19 protein-coding genes are annotated in these 18,136 nt (G+C 46.9%); 18 read left to right on the top strand and 1 reads right to left on the bottom strand.

The features are described from left to right. Positions 1-6 precede the first annotated feature (6 nt). The 14 genes from fliH (at position 7) to glnB (ending at position 11,870) form a co-directional block, all read left to right on the top strand. A complete protein-coding gene (fliH, locus tag ABNS04_RS07305; protein WP_272977474.1) occupies positions 7-753 on the top strand; it encodes a flagellar assembly protein FliH in 747 nt (248 codons plus the stop codon). Continuing rightward, the gene (fliI, locus tag ABNS04_RS07310; protein WP_272977475.1) at positions 753-2,090 is read left to right on the top strand and encodes a flagellar protein export ATPase FliI; all 1,338 of its coding nucleotides are present in this window, start codon (positions 753-755) and stop codon (positions 2,088-2,090) included. The genes fliH and fliI overlap by 1 nt, the downstream gene beginning before the upstream one ends. An 11-nt stretch (positions 2,091-2,101) precedes the next feature. Beyond that, the gene (gene fliJ, locus ABNS04_RS07315; RefSeq protein ID WP_006956180.1) at positions 2,102-2,557 is read left to right on the top strand and encodes a flagellar export protein FliJ; all 456 of its coding nucleotides are present in this window, start codon (positions 2,102-2,104) and stop codon (positions 2,555-2,557) included. 79 nt (positions 2,558-2,636) lie between these two features. Continuing rightward, positions 2,637-4,391, top strand: a complete 1,755-nt coding sequence (locus ABNS04_RS07320) for a flagellar hook-length control protein FliK (protein WP_348671282.1) — start codon at positions 2,637-2,639, stop codon at positions 4,389-4,391. Positions 4,392-4,462: 71 nt separating this feature from the next. After that, a complete protein-coding gene (gene fliL, locus ABNS04_RS07325) occupies positions 4,463-4,996 on the top strand; it encodes a flagellar basal body-associated protein FliL (protein WP_006956178.1) in 534 nt (177 codons plus the stop codon). Between the two features lie 16 nt (positions 4,997-5,012). Next, complete coding sequence (gene fliM / locus ABNS04_RS07330) at positions 5,013-6,077, top strand: flagellar motor switch protein FliM (RefSeq protein WP_006956177.1); 1,065 nt, start codon at positions 5,013-5,015, stop codon at positions 6,075-6,077. 31 nt (positions 6,078-6,108) lie between these two features. After that, positions 6,109-6,531 carry a flagellar motor switch protein FliN gene (gene fliN / locus ABNS04_RS07335; protein ID WP_006956176.1) on the top strand — a complete coding sequence of 141 codons (423 nt, stop codon included), beginning with the start codon at positions 6,109-6,111 and terminating at the stop codon, positions 6,529-6,531. Next, the gene (gene fliO, locus ABNS04_RS07340) at positions 6,491-6,853 is read left to right on the top strand and encodes a flagellar biosynthetic protein FliO (protein ID WP_050750002.1); all 363 of its coding nucleotides are present in this window, start codon (positions 6,491-6,493) and stop codon (positions 6,851-6,853) included. The genes fliN and fliO overlap by 41 nt, the downstream gene beginning before the upstream one ends. Then, positions 6,850-7,599 (top strand): flagellar type III secretion system pore protein FliP, encoded by a 750-nt coding sequence (fliP, locus tag ABNS04_RS07345; RefSeq protein WP_006956174.1) that lies wholly within the window; start codon positions 6,850-6,852, stop codon positions 7,597-7,599. Before fliO ends, fliP begins: the two co-directional genes overlap by 4 nt. A gap of 8 nt (positions 7,600-7,607) precedes the next feature. Continuing rightward, on the top strand, positions 7,608-7,877 hold the full coding sequence (gene fliQ, locus ABNS04_RS07350) for a flagellar biosynthesis protein FliQ (RefSeq protein ID WP_006956173.1): 270 nt from the start codon (positions 7,608-7,610) through the stop codon (positions 7,875-7,877). Between the two features lies 1 nt (position 7,878). Next, on the top strand, positions 7,879-8,661 hold the full coding sequence (gene fliR / locus ABNS04_RS07355; RefSeq protein WP_272977478.1) for a flagellar biosynthetic protein FliR: 783 nt from the start codon (positions 7,879-7,881) through the stop codon (positions 8,659-8,661). Between the two features lie 8 nt (positions 8,662-8,669). Next, positions 8,670-9,797 (top strand): flagellar biosynthesis protein FlhB, encoded by a 1,128-nt coding sequence (flhB, locus tag ABNS04_RS07360; RefSeq protein WP_006956170.1) that lies wholly within the window; start codon positions 8,670-8,672, stop codon positions 9,795-9,797. Positions 9,798-9,881: 84 nt separating this feature from the next. Continuing rightward, entirely contained in the window at positions 9,882-11,519 is a 1,638-nt protein-coding gene (locus ABNS04_RS07365; RefSeq protein ID WP_287830872.1) for an NAD+ synthase, read from the top strand. Between the two features lie 12 nt (positions 11,520-11,531). Continuing rightward, entirely contained in the window at positions 11,532-11,870 is a 339-nt protein-coding gene (glnB, locus tag ABNS04_RS07370) for a nitrogen regulatory protein P-II (RefSeq protein ID WP_006956165.1), read from the top strand. A gap of 15 nt (positions 11,871-11,885) precedes the next feature. Here the strand turns inward: glnB and ABNS04_RS07375 are convergent, their stop codons facing one another. Then, positions 11,886-12,644 (bottom strand): outer membrane protein assembly factor BamD, encoded by a 759-nt coding sequence (locus ABNS04_RS07375; RefSeq protein ID WP_348671285.1) that lies wholly within the window; start codon positions 12,642-12,644, stop codon positions 11,886-11,888. A gap of 146 nt (positions 12,645-12,790) precedes the next feature. Here ABNS04_RS07375 and rluD point away from each other — a divergent pair, with 146 nt between their 5' ends. The 4 genes from rluD (at position 12,791) to pssA (ending at position 18,066) form a co-directional block, all read left to right on the top strand. After that, positions 12,791-13,759: a 23S rRNA pseudouridine(1911/1915/1917) synthase RluD gene (gene rluD, locus ABNS04_RS07380; protein ID WP_006956161.1), complete on the top strand. Its 969-nt coding sequence runs from the start codon at positions 12,791-12,793 to the stop codon at positions 13,757-13,759. Next, positions 13,731-14,432: a peptidoglycan editing factor PgeF gene (pgeF, locus tag ABNS04_RS07385; protein WP_006956159.1), complete on the top strand. Its 702-nt coding sequence runs from the start codon at positions 13,731-13,733 to the stop codon at positions 14,430-14,432. Before rluD ends, pgeF begins: the two co-directional genes overlap by 29 nt. Before the next feature lie 71 nt (positions 14,433-14,503). Continuing rightward, positions 14,504-17,074 (top strand): ATP-dependent chaperone ClpB, encoded by a 2,571-nt coding sequence (clpB, locus tag ABNS04_RS07390; protein ID WP_006956158.1) that lies wholly within the window; start codon positions 14,504-14,506, stop codon positions 17,072-17,074. A gap of 155 nt (positions 17,075-17,229) precedes the next feature. Then, the gene (gene pssA, locus ABNS04_RS07395) at positions 17,230-18,066 is read left to right on the top strand and encodes a CDP-diacylglycerol--serine O-phosphatidyltransferase (RefSeq protein WP_272978550.1); all 837 of its coding nucleotides are present in this window, start codon (positions 17,230-17,232) and stop codon (positions 18,064-18,066) included. Positions 18,067-18,136: the final 70 nt, after the last annotated feature.

An 18,136-nucleotide genomic window follows, 5' to 3' on the forward strand; every position in this document is an offset into this window, starting at 1 on the left:
GCAATCATGAGCGAGCGTCCGACGATGAAAACTTGGGATTTGCCGGATATTACCACGGAAGATTTAAAAGCAGGTGAAAGCCGCAATGCTCTGAACAAACCCCGAAAGTGGCATTATGAGCCGCCGGAGCCTGAGCCCGAAGAAGAAAAGCCAGAACCCTTAACTGCGCAACAGCTCGAGGAGATTCGCGAGGCCGCACGGGAAGAAGGCTTTAAGGCAGGCTTTGAGCAAGGTCATCAGGAAGGGCTTGAAAAAGGACACGAGGAAGGTGTGGAGCAAGGTCGTGAGAAGGGCTTCCATGCAGGTTTTGAGCAAGGGCTGGCTGACGGCAAGGCGCAAATGAGTGAGGCAGAACAAGCTCTGATTGAAGTGATGAATGGCTTAGCCGCGCCCACGCAGCAACTTACCGAAACCTTGCGAAAAGAGTTATTAGAGTTGGTTTTCACCCTGACCCGAACAGCCTGCTTAAACGAACCTCTGCATAATGAAAATATTGTTAAAAAGGCATTTCAGCAGGCCCTTGAAGTGCTTCCCGTGACCGACCAACGGGTGATCATTCACCTCAATCCTGACGATATTGAGGTAATCCAAGCGAGCTTGGGTGAAGAAGAATTAAAAGAAAAAGGGTGGTTGCTCAGTAAGGATGACCTACTCGAGCGCGGCGGGTGCCGCGTGACGACAGAAAGCTCAAGCGTGGACTACTCACTTGCTAGCCGAGTCGACTTGATTTTTGAAAAATTGCAGGGCGGCTGATGACTGATAGCTTAACTGATTACTTTGCAAGCTTGAAAAAGCGGGTGAAACCTGCGCCAGTATTGGTATCTGGCTATCTAACACGAGTGGTCGGACTTATGTTTGAGGCTGTTGGCGTGCGGGCACCTATTGGTGCAACGTGTGCAGTCGAATCTGCACATGGCGATATCGAGGCCGAGGTGGTGGGCTTTGAAGGTCAGACTAGCTATTTGATGCCCATGGATGATGCGCACGGTGTGGTTCCGGGCGCCAAAGTAAAACCGCTAACGCGTACCGAACAGCTGCCGCTTGGGTTAGAGCTTTTAGGCCGTGTAATTGATGCACGAGGTCATCCATTAGACGCCAAGGGACCGATATTAACAGACAATCAAAATGCCTATCGTAGCCTGCCTATCAATCCACTTAATCGCCGACCCGTGAAAGTGCCGCTAGATGTCGGCGTCAACGCGATTAATGCATGTATTACTGTCGGTCAGGGGCAGCGCATGGGTTTATTCGCCGGTAGCGGTGTCGGTAAAAGTGTCTTACTAGGAATGATGACGAAAGGCACCAATGCAGACGTTATCGTTGTTGGACTCATTGGTGAACGGGGTCGAGAAGTCAAAGAGTTTATTGATGAAATATTGGGTGAAGAAGGATTGGAAAAGGCGGTGGTCGTGGCTGCCCCTGCGGATCAGTCACCGCTGTTGCGTTTACGCGGGTGCGAAACTGCGTCAAAAGTAGCCGAGTATTTTCGTGACCAGGGTATGAATGTTTTACTGTTGATGGATTCTTTGACTCGTTACGCCATGGCGCAGCGTGAGATTGCATTGGCGGTCGGTGAACCTCCGGCCACAAAAGGTTATCCTCCTTCGGTATTCGCACGCCTGCCGGCTTTGGTCGAGCGCGCGGGTAACGGCGGTGGCGCACAAGGATCAATTACGGCATTTTATACCGTGCTCACTGAAGGTGATGATTTGCAGGATCCTATCGCTGACTCAGCGCGTGCTATTCTCGATGGGCATATCGTACTGAACCGTGAGCTAGCCGATTCTGGGCATTATCCCGCCATTGATATTGAGGCCTCGATTAGTCGTGTCATGCCCCAGGTTGTTTCCGATGAACACCTGCAACGAGCGACAAAAGTTCGACAGTGGTACTCATCGTTTCGTCGTAATCGCGACCTTATATCTATTGGGGCTTACAGTAAGGGCTCTGATGCTAAGATCGACGAAGCGATAGCGATGCAACCTCAGGTTGAGGGCTTTTTGACTCAGCGTATGAATGAAGTGATTAGTTACGATGAGAGTCTCATGAAACTCCAGCAGTTGACTCAACGCGCGTTCGCTTCGCGTTAGGGATTGTCTTTATGGCTGATATATCACAATTGACGATGTTGTTAGAACTTGAGCAGCAACGCACCGACAAATTGGCTCAGCATTTTGGTGAGGCTAAACAACGGCTAGTGAGTGAGCAACAGCGTCTCGATGGGTTAGTACAGTATCGGTTAGACTACTTGAATCAGTTGCAAGCGCGCGGAGCAGGTGGAATTCGTTCTATTCAATTTGGTCAATATCACGCGTTTGTCGGCAAGCTGGATGAAGGTATCGAGCAGATGCATAACGTGCTGCAACAGTTAAATCAGGTGGTCGAGCAGCGTAAGCAGCAATGGCTAGCACAACGGCAAAAAGCGGAGTCTATTGAGTTGCTGATAGAAAACAAGAAACGAGCAGCAGCAAGATTGCAGGCAAGAAAAGAACAAAAAAACCTCGATGATTTTTCCACCCAACGCTTTATACGGGGTAAAAAGCAAAAACTGGTATAAATATTGCTAGTTTTAATTAATCGAATCAGATTAGCCGTAGCGTCAAATATATGCGGCAGTGCCTAACAGGTGACACATTATGCCCCAGATTATTCAATTAACCACGAACGTGTCCAGTTCGTCAGTAAAAGGCGATAGCTCGAAAGATTTTACTGATGTGGATATGATGGACGTCAGCGGTCGCGACTTTGCCAAGTTAATGCCTTCTGCTTCTGAGGAGCCGCGTGCTCGGCAATTATTTGCCCGTGGTGAAGTGGACATTAATAGTCCACACCGCGCATTCGAAGAGCCCGAATATAGTAATGAGCTTCCTCAGTCATCACTTAGTCAGCGTCTGTCAGCGTCGAAAGAACATGCTTCAGAGGCTCGGGACTGGGTAGAAACCATTGATCGAATGCGCGATTTACTTATCAATAGCGAAGAAAGTCATGCTGACACGGAAACTTCGATTGAGATCAGTAAGCAAGATCAGGCGACGTTAGATGAGATGGAGCAGTGGTTAGCGAAACTCGATGCGGACGTCACGCAACTTCAATCGGACGAACAATTGAGTGCTGACCAGCAAGGCGTGCTGAGTCAACTGACGCAAAAAATAGCAGAGATGCGGCAAGTTGTTGCCGACGCACAACAAGCTGGCTTTATGCCCAAGGAAACGCTTGATAAAGCGACAGATGGTTTGATGGCTGAGTTGGCCCAATTTGAGACTCAGGTGATTCAACCTCATCAAAAGAAACAATGGACAGATATCGAGGCGATGCTTGACGAGGACTCTGAGGAGCCGCTCGCCATGTTGAGTGAGATAGAGATGCCGAAACTGAATCCAGAGCAAAAGGATTGGCTAACCAAGGAACTCGACGCATTTCATAAGCAACAGCCAAACGCATCGCTTACCGAAGCGATGAATCATATAAAAGGGGCTCTTGAGACGTCTAAGCAATTTGATGCGGGACAAAAGAGCACGCTATCAAATTGGATTGAGCACTATCAGTCAGCGTTGCAGAAGTCAGATAAACAGGTTCAACTTGCCTCAACGATTCCGGCTTCATTGCACACAAAATCAACTCAGTCTGAACGCGTTGATTCGGTAAATGCAACCGAGAAGAGCGGCGGCTCTTCTTCATCTGATAACGGCAAAAGCACCTCTGAATCTGTTAAAGATGAAGATACAAAGCCTGCAGCTGATAAAAGCATGATGGCGAAGTTTGTAAAAGAACAGCTTAATAATGGGAGCACGAGCTCTCAGGGAATGGCAACTGAGGCTGAACTGAGCGCTGTGTCGGGGTCAGGCATGGATACAAGTCTAACTCAACACACGCAATCCTCAGCTGCGCATATGAGTGCAATTACGCAGACCCAACAAGCGATGACCAAAGTTGACGGTATGTCAGTGGCGCAAGCGCAAACGGCTGCTGACAAGCCGTTAGATCTGCAACAACAAGAGACTGCGCAAAAGCTACAAGAGCGTATTCAGCTGATGGTCTCGAAGAATATTAATCGCGCCGACATCCGTCTCGATCCACCTGAATTAGGTTCAATGCACGTGCGGATTCATACGCAAGGCGACCAGACGACCGTACAGTTTCAAGTGCAATCCGCTCAGGCTCGTGATGCGATAGAGCAGTCCATGCCGCGCTTGCGAGAGATGTTGGAGCAGCAAGGCCTAAACTTGGCGCAAAGCACGGTCAGTGAGCAGCAAAGTGGACAAGGCAATGAATCAAGTTCGGGGCGGGGTACAGGTTTTGCAAATAATGGTGATTCTGAAGAGCCTGTCCTTCAGTTAGATGGTGCGGTAGACGACTTTCTCGAGCAGGGGCGACTCGATTTCTATGTGTAAGGGATGAAACCTATCCCTGTTTCGATATATAGTGCTCTGTATTAGCTTATACCTTTGTTTAGGAACAACCCATGGCGGAAAACGATAACCAAGAAGAAAGCTCAGAAAAAGCGCCCGGCGGTAAGAAAAAGTGGCTGATCATTGGTGCTGCTGCGATTCTGTTAGTTGTGATCATCATTGTTGCAGTGTGGTTTTTGATGGGTACTAAACAAGCCTCGAGCGCTTCAGATATGGGGGCAGGAGGCGGTTCAAGCGAAGAGATGACGTCTGAACCTGCGCAAGTGGGTAATGCGCTCTATGTCGGGATGCCTCGACCCTTTGTATTTATTGTACCGGGTGACTCGAGAGATCGAACGGTGCAAATTAATGTGCAATTGATGGTTCGAGGGGAGCGTAGCGAAGAGCTGACTAAGCAACATATCCCACTGATTGAGGGTACCTTGCACGAAGTATTTAGTTCATCTACTGCCGACGAACTGAGAACAGCAGAAGGCAAGCAACGTATTAGAGAGCTTGCGTTAAAACAGGTGCGTTCCGCACTCGAGAGTGTCACGGGAGAAGGCTTGGTGGAGAAAGTGCTTTTTACCGGCCTTGTCATGCAATAAAAGAGCGAGCAGTGTTTTGAGCGATTTATTATCACAAGACGAGATTGATGCGCTCCTACACGGAGTCGATGACGTCGAAGAGGAGGATGTCGAATCCTCGGATGCAGCATCAGAAGCGTTGGACTATGACTTTTCGTCGCAAGATCGGATTGTCCGCGGTCGCATGCCTACGCTTGAGATCGTTAATGAGCGATTTGCGAGGCATATGCGTGTAAGCCTGTTTAACATGATGCGCCGCACCGCTGAGGTGTCTATCAACGGTGTGCAAATGCTTAAGTTTGGTGAGTATGTGCATACACTATTCGTTCCAACCAGTTTAAATATGGTGCGTTTTCGCCCACTGAAAGGAACCGCCTTAATTACCATGGAAGCACGTTTGGTGTTTATCTTGGTAGATAACTTTTTTGGCGGCGATGGACGCTATCATGCGAAGATTGAGGGGCGCGAATTTACCCCTACTGAGCGACGTATTATCCAAATGCTGTTAAAGCTGATTTTTGAAGATTATAAAGAAGCTTGGGCGCCTGTGATGGACGTAGGCTTTGAGTATTTGGATTCAGAAGTTAACCCGGCAATGGCCAATATCGTTTCGCCGACTGAAGTTATCGTTATTAGTTCGTTTCATATCGAACTTGATGGCGGCGGGGGCGACTTTCATATCGCTTTACCTTACTCAATGCTTGAGCCGATTCGTGAACTGTTGGATGCGGGTGTACAATCGGATAAAGAAGATACCGATATGCGCTGGAGTAAAGCGCTGCGTGACGAAATCATGGACGTGCCTGTGGAAATGGTTGCCAAGCTCGCTGATGTCGACGTGACATTGCGCGAGGTTATGGACTTTGAGGAAGGCGATATTATTCCACTTGAAGTGCCTGATAATCTAACGGTATTTATCGAAGATTTGCCTACCTTTCATGCGAAAATGGGTCGTTCACGAGACAATATTGCGTTGAAAATTTCAGATAAGATTCGACGTCCCGAGACTGTTAAGTCAGATATCCATATGCTGACTCGAGGTGGACGCCGAATTGGCGGTGATGCAGAGTTGCGTCAACTGGAAGAAGATATTGATTTATAGCATTCAGCATTTGAATGATTGAGGAAGACAAATGAGCAATAAAGACAATGAAATGGACGACTGGGAAGCGGCAATGGCTGAGCAGGCGGCTTCTGAAGAGGGCGAATCAGGGGATAATGCCGATAAGCAAAGTGAGGGCGTGCGAACAGCAGAGCTAGAGGAATTGAATGCTGAGAGCCTTGATGATGGCGATAAGCGAAAATTAGACGCGATCCTCGATATTCCGGTTACCATCTCAATGGAGGTAGGGCGTAGCCAAATCAGTATTCGTAACTTGCTACAGCTTAACCAAGGTTCGGTGGTGGAACTCGAACGTGTTGCTGGGGAGCCTCTCGATGTGTTGGTCAATGGCACTCTGATAGCACACGGCGAGGTTGTTGTGGTTAATGATAAATTTGGGATTCGACTCACTGATGTTATCAGTCAAATCGAGCGTATTCGTAAGTTGCGCTAGTATTTGGGCAAGCCCTGCGCTTGCTCAGGTCGACAAAGCAACATCGCCTATTGGCGGAAAAGATATTGCTTCTATGCTGGTCGCATTAATTGCAGTGATTGTTGTTATTATTGCATTAGCGACGGTATTAAAACGATTCAACGTTAAATTTCAAGGCTCAAAGGGCATGAAGCTGATGGGGACGCTTTCATTAGGGCCTAAAGAACGTATCAGCGTGGTGCAAATTGGTGACAAGAAATTCTTGCTAGGTGTCACGCCTGAACGCGTCGAATGTTTGAAAGAATTGCCCGATGACTTTGTGTTAGGAGAAGAAAAACAATGAAAATAAAGCTTCTCTTAGGTTGTTTTGTGCTACTCGCACTATTGCTTCCTGATGTGGCAAACGCGATGCAAGATATTTCAGCCGTTACGGTAAAAACTAATCCAGATGGTAGCGAGGAGTATTCTGTCACGTTACAAATTCTGGCAATAATGACGGCGCTGACGTTCATCCCTGCGATGGTTATTATGATGACGTCGTTCACACGTATTATTGTTGTTTTGGCCATCTTACGACAAGCTATCGGCTTACAACAGTCCCCTTCTAATCAGGTGCTTATCGGTATCACGCTCTTTTTGACATTTTTTATTATGAGTCCAGTACTTACAGAAATTAATGACAAGGCGTTGCAACCCTACTTAAATGAAGAAGTGACCTCGATGGAAGCGGTCGATCGCGCCAAAGCGCCGCTAAAAGCCTTTATGCTTGCGCAAACGCGTGTGACGGATATCCAAACGTTTGCCGATATTGCGGGTGAGACGAATATTCAAAGTCCAGAAGATACTCCGATGTCGATATTGATTCCGTCATTTATTACATCGGAGCTCAAAACCGCCTTCCAGATTGGTTTTATGTTATTCATCCCGTTTTTGATTATTGACTTAGTTGTTGCAAGTGTATTGATGGCGATGGGTATGATGATGTTATCACCGATGATTGTATCGCTCCCGTTTAAGTTAATGTTGTTTGTTTTGGTCGATGGTTGGAACTTAACCATGAGCACGTTAGCTGGCAGCTTTGGTGTTTAGGAGGCGAGATGTCCCCCGAAGTCTTTCTCGATGTGTTTCAAGAGGCGCTCAAAGTCATTGTTATTATAGTGGCTTTTATCATCGTGCCGAGCTTGCTGGTCGGTCTGATGGTTGCGGTTTTCCAAGCTGCAACCTCAATTAATGAGCAAACCCTTAGCTTTTTGCCGCGTTTATTAGTCACACTGGCTGTTATCGGACTCGGTGGGCATTTTATTGTTGGCCTGCTAATGGACTTCACTATAGAAATGTATAACCGCATACCGCAAGTGGTCGGCTAGCATGGATCTCGTTACGCAGGTGTTGATGGAGTGGCTACAGCAACATTTGTGGCCGCTGACACGTGTATCCTCAATGCTAATGAGTATGGCGTTGTTTTCCGGTACCTTAGTTAATTCAAGAATTAAGGTCTTACTTTCCTTAGCAATTACATTTGCAATATCACCCGCATTACCAGATGTGAATCCGGGCGTCGAGATGTTTACAGTGGGCGGTATGCTGGTGACAGCGCAACAGATTGTCATTGGGGTTGCGTTGGGCTTGCTCTCATTGCTTTTCTTACAGACGTTTGTATTGGGTGGGCAAATCATTGCAATGCAAATTGGTTTGGGCTTTGCTTCAATGGTCGATCCGACTAATGGCCAACAAGTTCCAGTGATAGCGCAGTTCTTTTTGATGTTGGCGAGTTTGATATTTCTCGCGCTTGACGGTCATCTATTAATGATTCAAATGGTCGTTGCGAGTTTCGATTCTGTACCCGTGGCGATGACTGGTTTGAATGCCGATGCATTTCGAATGATTGCCGACTGGGGAAGTTCAATGTTTTCGGCAGCACTTACAGCAATGTTATCGGGTATTATTGCCTTGCTACTAATTAATTTGTCGTTTGGTGTAATGACTCGTGCAGCGCCGCAGCTAAACATTTTTGCGATTGGTTTCCCGATTACCATGGTGAGTGGATTGATCGTTTTATGGCTGACTTTAGGGGGCTTTATCTTCCACTTTGAAAATCAATGGCAAGAAGCGGTGAGTGTCATGTGTACGGTTATTGGTAGTCGATGCTGAGGTGATGAATGGCTGAAACTGATCAAGAACGCACAGAGGAACCCACCGAGAAACGCAAACGAGAGGCCCGAGAGAAAGGCCAAATAGCGCGTTCAAAGGAGATGGGAACTGCCTTTGTGTTAGTCAGTGCTGCCGTCGCGTTCTTTTGGTTTGGCGAGTCGCTCTACGCTGGCGTGAGAGGGCTATTCCGTGACTTGTTTACGCTTGAAAGACGACAAGCTTTTGATACTTCGCAAATCTATAAGGCGCTTGCTGTAGGGTTTGAGCACATCATTTGGCCGGTTATCATTATATTTGCCTTTATTACCCTTTTTACATTTCTGGGTAATAGTTGGCTAGGTGGTATCAATTTTTCTTGGAAAGCAATGGCACCTAAATTCTCGCGTATGAACCCCATGAATGGTTTCAAGCGAATGTTTGGTACCCAAGCCTTGGTCGAGTTAGTAAAAGGAATCGCTAAGTTCGGGGTGGTGGCGATCAGTGCCTTTTTACTGTTGAGCTGGCAGTTCGATAACATTTTACAGATCTCAATGGGTCAGATGCCGAGCATGATTGAAAATGCGCTCGATATCTTGATGTGGATGTTTCTACTGATTTGTTGCTCGATGTTTTTAATTGTTGTCATCGATGCGCCTTTTCAACTTTGGAAGCACAATAAAGATTTACGTATGACCAAGCAGGAGATCAAAGACGAGCATAAAGACTCAGAAGGTAGTCCTGAGGTAAAAGGTCGTATTCGCCGCTTACAGATGGAAATGGCGAACCGTAGGATGATGCAAGAGGTTCCTAAAGCAGATGTTGTAGTTACCAACCCGACACATTTTGCGGTGGCTATAAAATACGAAGAGAGTGGAAATCAGGCTCCTATCCTCTTAGCCAAAGGGACCGACGAAACAGCGGCTAAGATTCGTGAAATTGCTCTAGAGTACGACGTGCCGTTGGTGGCCTCGCCTGCGCTAGCTCGGTCAATTTATCATACCACTGAGTTAGAAACTGAGATTCCTCGTGGATTGTTTGTTGCCGTAGCTCAGGTGCTTGCTTATGTTTATCAACTTAAAATGTTCAAACAAGGTAAAGCTAAGCGACCTAAAAAGCCGAATACTGACGAGCCAATACCTGAAGATTTACGTCACTAGGACGGCGTTAATTTGCCAAAATTTCGTCGCTACTATACTATTCGCCCCCTGTATTTTTAGTCCTGTAACGCTGGATCAAACACTATGTCTGAGCTGTCATTGTGCATGGCACAATTAGATTTTACTGTCGGTGCGCTTCATAACAACACAAGCCTGATACTTAAAACGGTCGCTGAGCAGAGCCGCGATCATGATATTATTGTCTTTCCAGAGTTAGCTATTACAGGTTATCCACCTGAAGACCTATTGTTACGAACTGATCATCAAGAAGCTGTTGATAATGCGGTCGAGCAGATCAGTGCGGCTGCTTCGGATTGTGTTGTAATTGTTGGACATCCCAGCAAAGTCGGCGAGCAGCTGTTTAACGTTATATCAGTGCTTCATCGGGGTGAATGTTTACTGCGCTATAAAAAACAACGTTTACCAAATACTGGTGTGTTTGATGAACAGCGTTATTTTGTTCCTGGTGATGAAGGACAAGTGTTTGAATGGCAGGGATATCGCATCGGGCTGATGATTTGTGAAGATTTATGGCATCCTGAGCCTTTGGCTCGCCTGGCGGATGATCAACTTGATCTCGTATTGTCTGTTAATGCTTCTCCCTACGAAATCGATAAGCACGATCAACGACTATCCGTTTTGAAGCAACGAGTGGCTGAGCACGGGTTCCCCATTGCTTATTTGAATAACTGTGGTGGTCAAGATGAACTGATTTTTGATGGTCATTCGCTGGTATTAGATAAGCAGGGCGAGTTAGTCGCAGAACTTCCTCACTGCCAGACAACGCTCGCAACACTTAAGTTAACCACTGAGTCACTGACGTGTGAGGCTTTTCCTCCGTATGCCGGCGAAGATAGTGATTTGCGCTTGGCTCATGTATACGATGCGCTGGTACTCTCGGTGCGAGACTATGTCAATAAGAATGGCTTTAAGAATGTATTACTCGGGCTATCGGGAGGTATCGATTCGGCACTCACCTTAGCGATTGCATCAGATGCACTGGGCTCTGAGCGTGTTCAAGCCGTCATGATGCCGTTCAAGTATACGTCAAATATGAGCCTAGAGGATGCTGAACAACAGGCGGAAACGCTCAATGTGAAGTATGATGTTGTTCCGATTGAACCGATGTTTGATGCGTTTATGAAGCAACTCGATCCGTTCTTTGCTGGGACATCGACAGATACGACCGAAGAGAATTTACAGTCACGTTGTCGTGGTGTTTTGCTCATGGCGTTGTCGAATAAATCCGGCGCGCTAGTGCTTACTACGGGCAATAAAAGTGAAGTTGCAGTAGGTTATGCAACGCTGTACGGTGATATGTGTGGTGGGTTTGCACCTATTAAAGATGTGCCAAAAACGTTAGTTTACCAACTTGCAGCTTACAGAAACACGCGATCTACCTGTATACCAGAGCGAGTTATCGAGCGCCCACCTTCTGCGGAGCTGGCGCCGGATCAAGTCGATAGTGATTCGTTGCCCGATTATGGTGACCTAGATCGTATTCTGTCGCTCTACGTAGAGCAGGACTGGTCTGTGGTGGACATTATTGCAGCGGGCTTTAACGAAGCGGATGTCCGCAGAGCATTAAAGTTGGTTGATATAAATGAATATAAACGCCGGCAGGCGGCTGTTGGACCTAAAATTACGGCACGAAACTTTGGTCGTGATCGACGTTATCCGATAACCAGTCATTACCGTTTTGAATTAGAACGCCAAAATTAGATTGGAGTGGCCATGAAGAAGGTCGAAGCAATTATAAAACCATTTAAATTGGACGATGTGCGAGAAGCTTTATCAGAAGTCGGCATCGCTGGAATGACAGTATCCGAAGTCAAAGGTTTCGGACGCCAGAAAGGGCACACGGAGCTTTATCGGGGGGCTGAATATATGGTGGACTTCTTGCCTAAAGTGAAACTTGAAGTAGTGGTTGCTGATACAGACGTTGAACGCTGTATTGAAGCCATCATGGAAACCGCACAGACGGGCAAAATAGGTGATGGTAAAATATTTGTGTCGGATATTGAACGAGTCATTCGAATCCGAACCGGAGAGGAAAATGAGCAGGCGGTTTAGCCTGCTCACTTTTGATTAGTTTTTGACTAACTCATTATTAGGGAAGTTACTTCTGAGTACCTTAAGCGTGTCTTGCTTAAGTTCTTCTAATTCGAGTTGGTCGTAACACTCAACCATCATCGCCAAGGCACTCTCCACCTCTGGCGTATTCTCGAAGTTTTCTACCACATAACGACCACGATTAGCTGCTGCGAGATAGGCTTGACGCTTCATATAGTACTGGGCCACTGCCAGTTCTTTTTTAGCCAGACGACTTTTTATCGCGATCATACGCTTTTTAGCATCTGCTGCATATTTGCTTTCAGGATACTTGCGTAGCAGTTCGGCAAAGTCTTTAAAAGCTTCTTTTGCCATGGTGGAGTCACGGTCAGAACGATCTACGCCCGCCAGTTCATGAATGGCATTATATTCGGCTCGTTGATTCGTCAGACCGCGCATGTATAACGCGTAATCAACGTCCTTATGATTCGGGTTTAAGCTTATAAAACGGTCAATGGCAGCAAGCGCCTTTTCAGTATTATCAAGCTTATAATTTAGATAAATCAGGTCCAATTGGACTTGATGAGCAAAGGGACCAAAGGGGTAACGCGAATTAATATTCGAAAGTTCTTCCTCTGCCTGGGTAAAGTTCCCTAAGGACATTTGATCTTGCGCTGATTCATACATGAGCTCGACTTGTGTGTACTTGAGCTCGCTTTGCTGGTCATCTGTTGACGAGCACCCTGCCAGACTTAATCCGACTGCGGCAGTTAAAATTAGGATACGACGTTTCATAACACCTCAGGTTTTTTAGAGTCAGTCACTTAGATAAGCGGTGTTTTGCCTGTGCAAAGTTCAGTGTAACAAGTTACACTATCATAATTAATAGATAATCCGCATTCTAACCCAGCACAATACTCTTTGACAGTCGAAAAAAATTTATGAATGAAACTATTCAACTAGAGGCCATCGTGCCTGAATCCCTCGCGGGGAAGCGTTTAGACCAGATATTGGCTGAGTTGTTCCCAGACTATTCTCGTTCGCGCATGAAAAAGTGGATCACAGAGGGTAAAGTCTCTGTCGATGCTCAGGTTATTGAAAAGCCGCGCGAAAAACTAGAGTTCGGCGCGTTGGTTGCTATCGATGCTGAACTTGAGCGCGAGGAGCGTTACCAAGCACAGCCGATTGAGCTTGATATTGTTTATGAGGATGAAGACATCTTAATTATCAATAAGCCAGCTGGTTTGGTGGTTCATCCAGGAGCCGGTGCCCCTGACGGCACACTGTTAAACGGCCTATTGCATTACGACCCTGATATCGATCATGTTCCGCGGGCAGGTATTATTCATCGCTTGGATAAGGACACCACAGGTTTAATGGTGGTGGCGCGTAATATTCCAGCTCAGACTCAGTTGGTTGATATGATGCAAAAGCGTGAAATTACCCGTGAATATGAAGCTGTGTGTAACGGGGTAATGACCGCGGGTGGGATGGTTGATGAACCTATCGGTCGACATCCCACCAAACGGACGCATATGGCGGTTGTTAGTTCAGGTAAGCCTGCAGTCACTCACTATCGAGTTGTGGAGCGGTTTCGAGCGCATACGTTACTCCGCCTGAGACTAGAAAGTGGTCGTACACACCAGATTCGCGTTCATATGGCGCACATTCGTCACCCGTTAGTTGGCGATTTAACGTATGGCGGGCGTCCGCGTCCACCTAAACAGGCGAGCGATGAGTTTTTGGCATCGCTACGTGGCTTTAGTCGACAAGCATTGCATGCAGCAAAACTATCGCTTCACCACCCTATAACCGGTGACTGGATGAGCTTTGAAGCCCCACGTCCTGATGACTTTGTAGCACTCATTCAAAGCATGAAAGATGACCTTGAAGCGCATTCTGACGCCTGATTGGGTTTTACCCTCAGGTATTTCAGCGGCGGTTACCACACGTACAGTGGGTAACCTCGCTGCCCATGTGGGTGATGACCCTGCCGCTGTAATACTCCGACGCGAGCAGCTTCGACGAGAACTTAACTTGCCTTTTCACGTGCGCTGGTTGCAACAGCAGCACACAACAAAGGTATCTCATGTCGGTGCGCTTAGCGAACCCTGCGATGCTGTTTGGTCTGATCAACCGAGTGTGTGTGCGGTATTGACTGCTGATTGTTTACCTATATTAATGTGCACGCGGGATGGTGATCGCATTGCTGCGGTTCATGCAGGCTGGCGCGGTTTAGTTGAAGGGATAATTAAAAATACAGTAACTGCAATGAAGGTTAAGGCAGATCAATTAAGCGTGTGGATTGGTCCTGCAATTTCTCAGCCGATGTTTCAAGTGGGAAGCGAAGTCCGCACAGCATTTATCCGCCGCAACATCAATGCGGATATCTATTTTATTCCAGACGGTGACGGCAAATGGCTCGCCGACTTATCAGGGCTCGCAACGCAGCAGCTCAATAATCTGGGTATATCTGACGTTACACTGAGTAATCGCTGCACTTATCGTGAAAGCGACGCTTGGTATTCTTGGCGTCGAGCCCAAGAGCCTGCCAGGATGGCATCTTTAATCTGGCGAAGTTGATCTGTATCACTTGAAAGTGTCGAAAAAGTACCCATATTTGCTTTAAGAGAAAGTTAACTCAGGAAGTAATTATGAGACACGATAAATTCACTACTAAATTCCAAATGGCCATCGCTGATGCACAATCATTAGCACTCGGTCGAGATCATCAATTTATCGAACCCGCACATTTGATGCAGGCACTCATGGATCAAGAGGGCGGCTCGGTTCGTCCGCTGTTTACCATTATTGGTGCTAATATCAGTCAGTTCCGCTCAGAGCTTGGCAAACTGCTCGACAAAATGCCGGAAGTGCAAGGGGCAGAAGGAGAAGTTCAACTCTCGCAAGGCACCGCAAAGTTATTAAACCTTTGCGATAAGTATGCCCAGCAACGTAAAGATGCATATATTTCGTCCGAACTGTTTTTGTTGGCAGCGACTGAGGATAAAGGACCGCTTGGTGAGTTGTTTAAAAAGCTCGGTATTAAGAAGGACGCCTTGGAAAAGGCCATTAATGATATCCGCGACGGACAGAATGTTGATGACCCGAATGCCGAAGAAAAGCGTCAAGCACTTGATAAGTACACGATTGATCTGACTGAGCGAGCGGCGCAAGGCAAATTGGATCCTGTGATTGGGCGTGATGAAGAGATTCGACGTACCATTCAAGTATTGCAGCGTCGAACTAAGAATAATCCTGTACTGATTGGTGATCCAGGTGTGGGAAAAACAGCTATCGTTGAGGGGCTGGCACAACGAATCATCAATGCAGAGGTGCCAGAAGGTCTCAAGAATAAGCGCGTTTTATCGCTCGATCTGGGAGCCTTATTAGCAGGTGCAAAATATCGCGGCGAATTTGAGGAGCGCCTCAAAGCCGTGCTTAACGAGCTGGCAAAGGAAGAGGGTCGAGTGATTCTCTTTATTGATGAATTACATACGATGGTGGGCGCTGGCAAAGCGGATGGCGCGATGGATGCTGGCAATATGCTCAAGCCTGCGCTGGCGCGTGGTGAACTTCATTGTGTAGGGGCGACCACGCTTGATGAGTATCGTCAGTACATTGAAAAAGATGCCGCGCTTGAGCGTCGTTTTCAAAAAGTGTTGGTTGATGAGCCCACCGTGGAAGACACGATTGCTATTTTGCGTGGTTTGAAAGAGCGTTACGAAATCCATCACTCGGTGGAAATTACTGACCCAGCGATTGTTGCGGCTGCTTCGTTATCGCATCGCTATATCAGTGATCGAAAGCTGCCGGATAAAGCCATCGACTTGATTGATGAAGCAGCATCTAGCATCCGAATGCAGATTGATTCTAAACCAGAGGACTTAGATCGCTTAGAGCGCCGTATTATCCAATTAAAATTGGAACGTCAGGCGTTGCAGAAGGAAAAGGATGATGCGAGTAAAAAGCGTCTTGAACACTTACATGATGAGCTCGATGAACTAGAGAAAAAGTACGGCGAGCTTGAAGAAGTTTGGAACTCAGAAAAGGCGGCGGTCCAGGGCACTCAGCACATTAAATCGCAGCTTGACCAAGTGCGTACTGAGATGGATATTGCGCGTCGCGCTGGTGACTTAAATCGTATGTCGGAACTGCAATACGGGCGTATCCCTGAGCTAGAGCGACAATTGGATTTAGCGCTGCAAGCCGAGATGCAAGACATGAGTTTGTTGAAAAACCGAGTCACGGATGAGGAAATCGCGGACGTTCTGTCACGTTGGACTGGTATTCCTGTGAGCAAAATGCTCGAGGGTGAACGTGAAAAACTGGTACAGATGGAGTCGTTATTACACAAGCGAGTCGTTGGTCAAAATGAGGCGGTGGATGCGGTCGCTAATGCTATTCGTCGCTCTCGAGCAGGGTTAGGGGATCCGAACCGTCCGATCGGCTCGTTCTTATTCCTCGGACCAACAGGTGTGGGTAAAACCGAGTTGTCCAAAGCGTTAGCAAACTTCATGTTTGATACCGACGATGCGATGGTTCGAATCGATATGTCCGAGTTTATGGAGAAGCACTCGGTGGCACGGTTAGTGGGAGCTCCTCCAGGATATGTCGGTTATGAAGAGGGCGGCTACCTCACTGAAGCTGTTCGTCGTAAACCCTATTCTGTTATTTTGCTCGATGAGGTCGAAAAAGCTCACCCTGACGTATTCAATATCTTGCTACAGGTATTGGATGATGGAAGGCTGACCGATGGTCAAGGTCGCACGGTGGACTTTAAGAATACGGTGATCATTATGACATCGAACTTAGGGTCCGATCTGATTCAAGCGCATGCGTCTGATAACAGCTATGATGAAATGAAAGCGATGGTCATGGACGTCTTAGCGGGTCACTTCCGACCTGAGTTTCTTAACCGAGTTGATGAGACGGTTGTGTTTCATCCGCTAGGTCGAGAAGAAATTCGCTCGATTGCAGAAGCGCAATTGCAGCGTCTTTATGCTCGACTTGAAGACCGAGACATGAGCATCGAATTAAGTGTTGAAGCGCTAGACTTCATCGCGTCTGCAGGTTTTGACCCTGTGTTTGGTGCGCGCCCGTTAAAACGTGCAATTCAACAAGAACTTGAAAACCCGTTAGCGCAGCGCATTCTTTCGGGAGATTTTAAAGCCGGTGATACGATTCATGTTGATGTAGCAGATAATCGTTTAGCTATTGAGTAGCGTGTTAGTTAATCAACTATCGTCTAATGCATAAAGGAGGGGGGAAGCCCCTCCTTTTTTATTGATAGTGTTTTAAAGCATTTTTAACCGTTGATTGCGCTGTGCTAAACTCAAATCAGATTGAATTTTTTTCGTACTTAAGAGGAATAGTAAACATGGCTAACGAGTCGGGTAAGGTAGAAAGCCAGAGCTCACAGAAACGACGTGGTATTTATTTATTACCTAATCTATTTACTACGGCAGGTTTGTTCTCGGGCTTCTATGCGATCATTGCCTCTATGAACGAGCGCTATGTGGAAGCTGCCGTGGCTATCTTCATTGCGATGATCTTTGACGGATTAGATGGTCGCGTCGCACGCATGACTCAAACTGAAAGTGATTTCGGCGCTGAATATGACAGCATGGCTGATATCGTATCGTTTGGTATGGCGCCCGCGTTAGTCATGTATAACTACGCATTGGCCGACTTAGGTAAATTGGGTTGGCTCGCTGCTTTTATTTTCGTGGCAGGCGGCGCACTCCGGTTAGCTCGCTTTAATACTAATATAGGTAGTGCTGACAAACGCTATTTTCAGGGGCTCGCAATCCCAAGTGCCGCGGCTGTTGTATCGGGGCTGGTTTGGGTCGGCACTGAATACGGTATATCGGGTAATGATTTAGGCGGCTTTGCGGCAATTGTTACTATTGTTGCCGGCTTACTGATGGTTACAAACTTCCGCTACCATTCATTTAAAGATGTCGACTGGAAAGGAAAAGTCTCATTTGTCGTGATTTTAGTGATTGTGTTGGCATTCGTTATTGTAGCAACTCAGCCCTCTTTAGTGCTGTTCGGTATTTTCTTCTTATATGCATTATCGGGTCCGGTATTAACTATTCGTAGCGTAAACAAACTAAAGCTGGAACACGTGGTTGGTGATAATGAGCAAGATGATGCCGAGTTTAAGGACGAAAAGCAGGGAAAAAGCTCGAACAATAACCAGAGCGAGCAATAAATAACCAGTTGGAAGTTAATTTCAAAAAAGTGCTTGCAAGTGTGAATAGGATCTCTATAATTCGCCGCCG

This window comes from uncultured Idiomarina sp., assembly GCF_964010655.1.
Taxonomy (GTDB): domain Bacteria; phylum Pseudomonadota; class Gammaproteobacteria; order Enterobacterales; family Alteromonadaceae; genus Idiomarina; species Idiomarina baltica.

Excerpts from the sequence above, each read along its gene's own strand:
- fliH (WP_272977474.1), top strand. The coding sequence starts at position 7 with ATGAGCGAGCGTCCGACGATGAAAACTTGGGATTTGCCGGATATTACC.
- fliI (WP_272977475.1), top strand. The coding sequence starts at position 753 with ATGACTGATAGCTTAACTGATTACTTTGCAAGCTTGAAAAAGCGGGTG.
- fliJ (WP_006956180.1), top strand. The coding sequence starts at position 2,102 with ATGGCTGATATATCACAATTGACGATGTTGTTAGAACTTGAGCAGCAA.
- ABNS04_RS07320 (WP_348671282.1), top strand. The coding sequence starts at position 2,637 with ATGCCCCAGATTATTCAATTAACCACGAACGTGTCCAGTTCGTCAGTA.
- fliL (WP_006956178.1), top strand. The coding sequence starts at position 4,463 with ATGGCGGAAAACGATAACCAAGAAGAAAGCTCAGAAAAAGCGCCCGGC.
- fliN (WP_006956176.1), top strand. The coding sequence starts at position 6,109 with ATGAGCAATAAAGACAATGAAATGGACGACTGGGAAGCGGCAATGGCT.
- fliO (WP_050750002.1), top strand. The coding sequence starts at position 6,491 with ATGTTATCAGTCAAATCGAGCGTATTCGTAAGTTGCGCTAGTATTTGG.
- fliP (WP_006956174.1), top strand. The coding sequence starts at position 6,850 with ATGAAAATAAAGCTTCTCTTAGGTTGTTTTGTGCTACTCGCACTATTG.
- fliQ (WP_006956173.1), top strand. The coding sequence starts at position 7,608 with ATGTCCCCCGAAGTCTTTCTCGATGTGTTTCAAGAGGCGCTCAAAGTC.
- fliR (WP_272977478.1), top strand. The coding sequence starts at position 7,879 with ATGGATCTCGTTACGCAGGTGTTGATGGAGTGGCTACAGCAACATTTG.
- flhB (WP_006956170.1), top strand. The coding sequence starts at position 8,670 with ATGGCTGAAACTGATCAAGAACGCACAGAGGAACCCACCGAGAAACGC.
- ABNS04_RS07365 (WP_287830872.1), top strand. The coding sequence starts at position 9,882 with ATGTCTGAGCTGTCATTGTGCATGGCACAATTAGATTTTACTGTCGGT.
- glnB (WP_006956165.1), top strand. The coding sequence starts at position 11,532 with ATGAAGAAGGTCGAAGCAATTATAAAACCATTTAAATTGGACGATGTG.
- ABNS04_RS07375 (WP_348671285.1), bottom strand. The coding sequence starts at position 12,644 with ATGAAACGTCGTATCCTAATTTTAACTGCCGCAGTCGGATTAAGTCTG.
- rluD (WP_006956161.1), top strand. The coding sequence starts at position 12,791 with ATGAATGAAACTATTCAACTAGAGGCCATCGTGCCTGAATCCCTCGCG.
- pgeF (WP_006956159.1), top strand. The coding sequence starts at position 13,731 with ATGACCTTGAAGCGCATTCTGACGCCTGATTGGGTTTTACCCTCAGGT.
- clpB (WP_006956158.1), top strand. The coding sequence starts at position 14,504 with ATGAGACACGATAAATTCACTACTAAATTCCAAATGGCCATCGCTGAT.
- pssA (WP_272978550.1), top strand. The coding sequence starts at position 17,230 with ATGGCTAACGAGTCGGGTAAGGTAGAAAGCCAGAGCTCACAGAAACGA.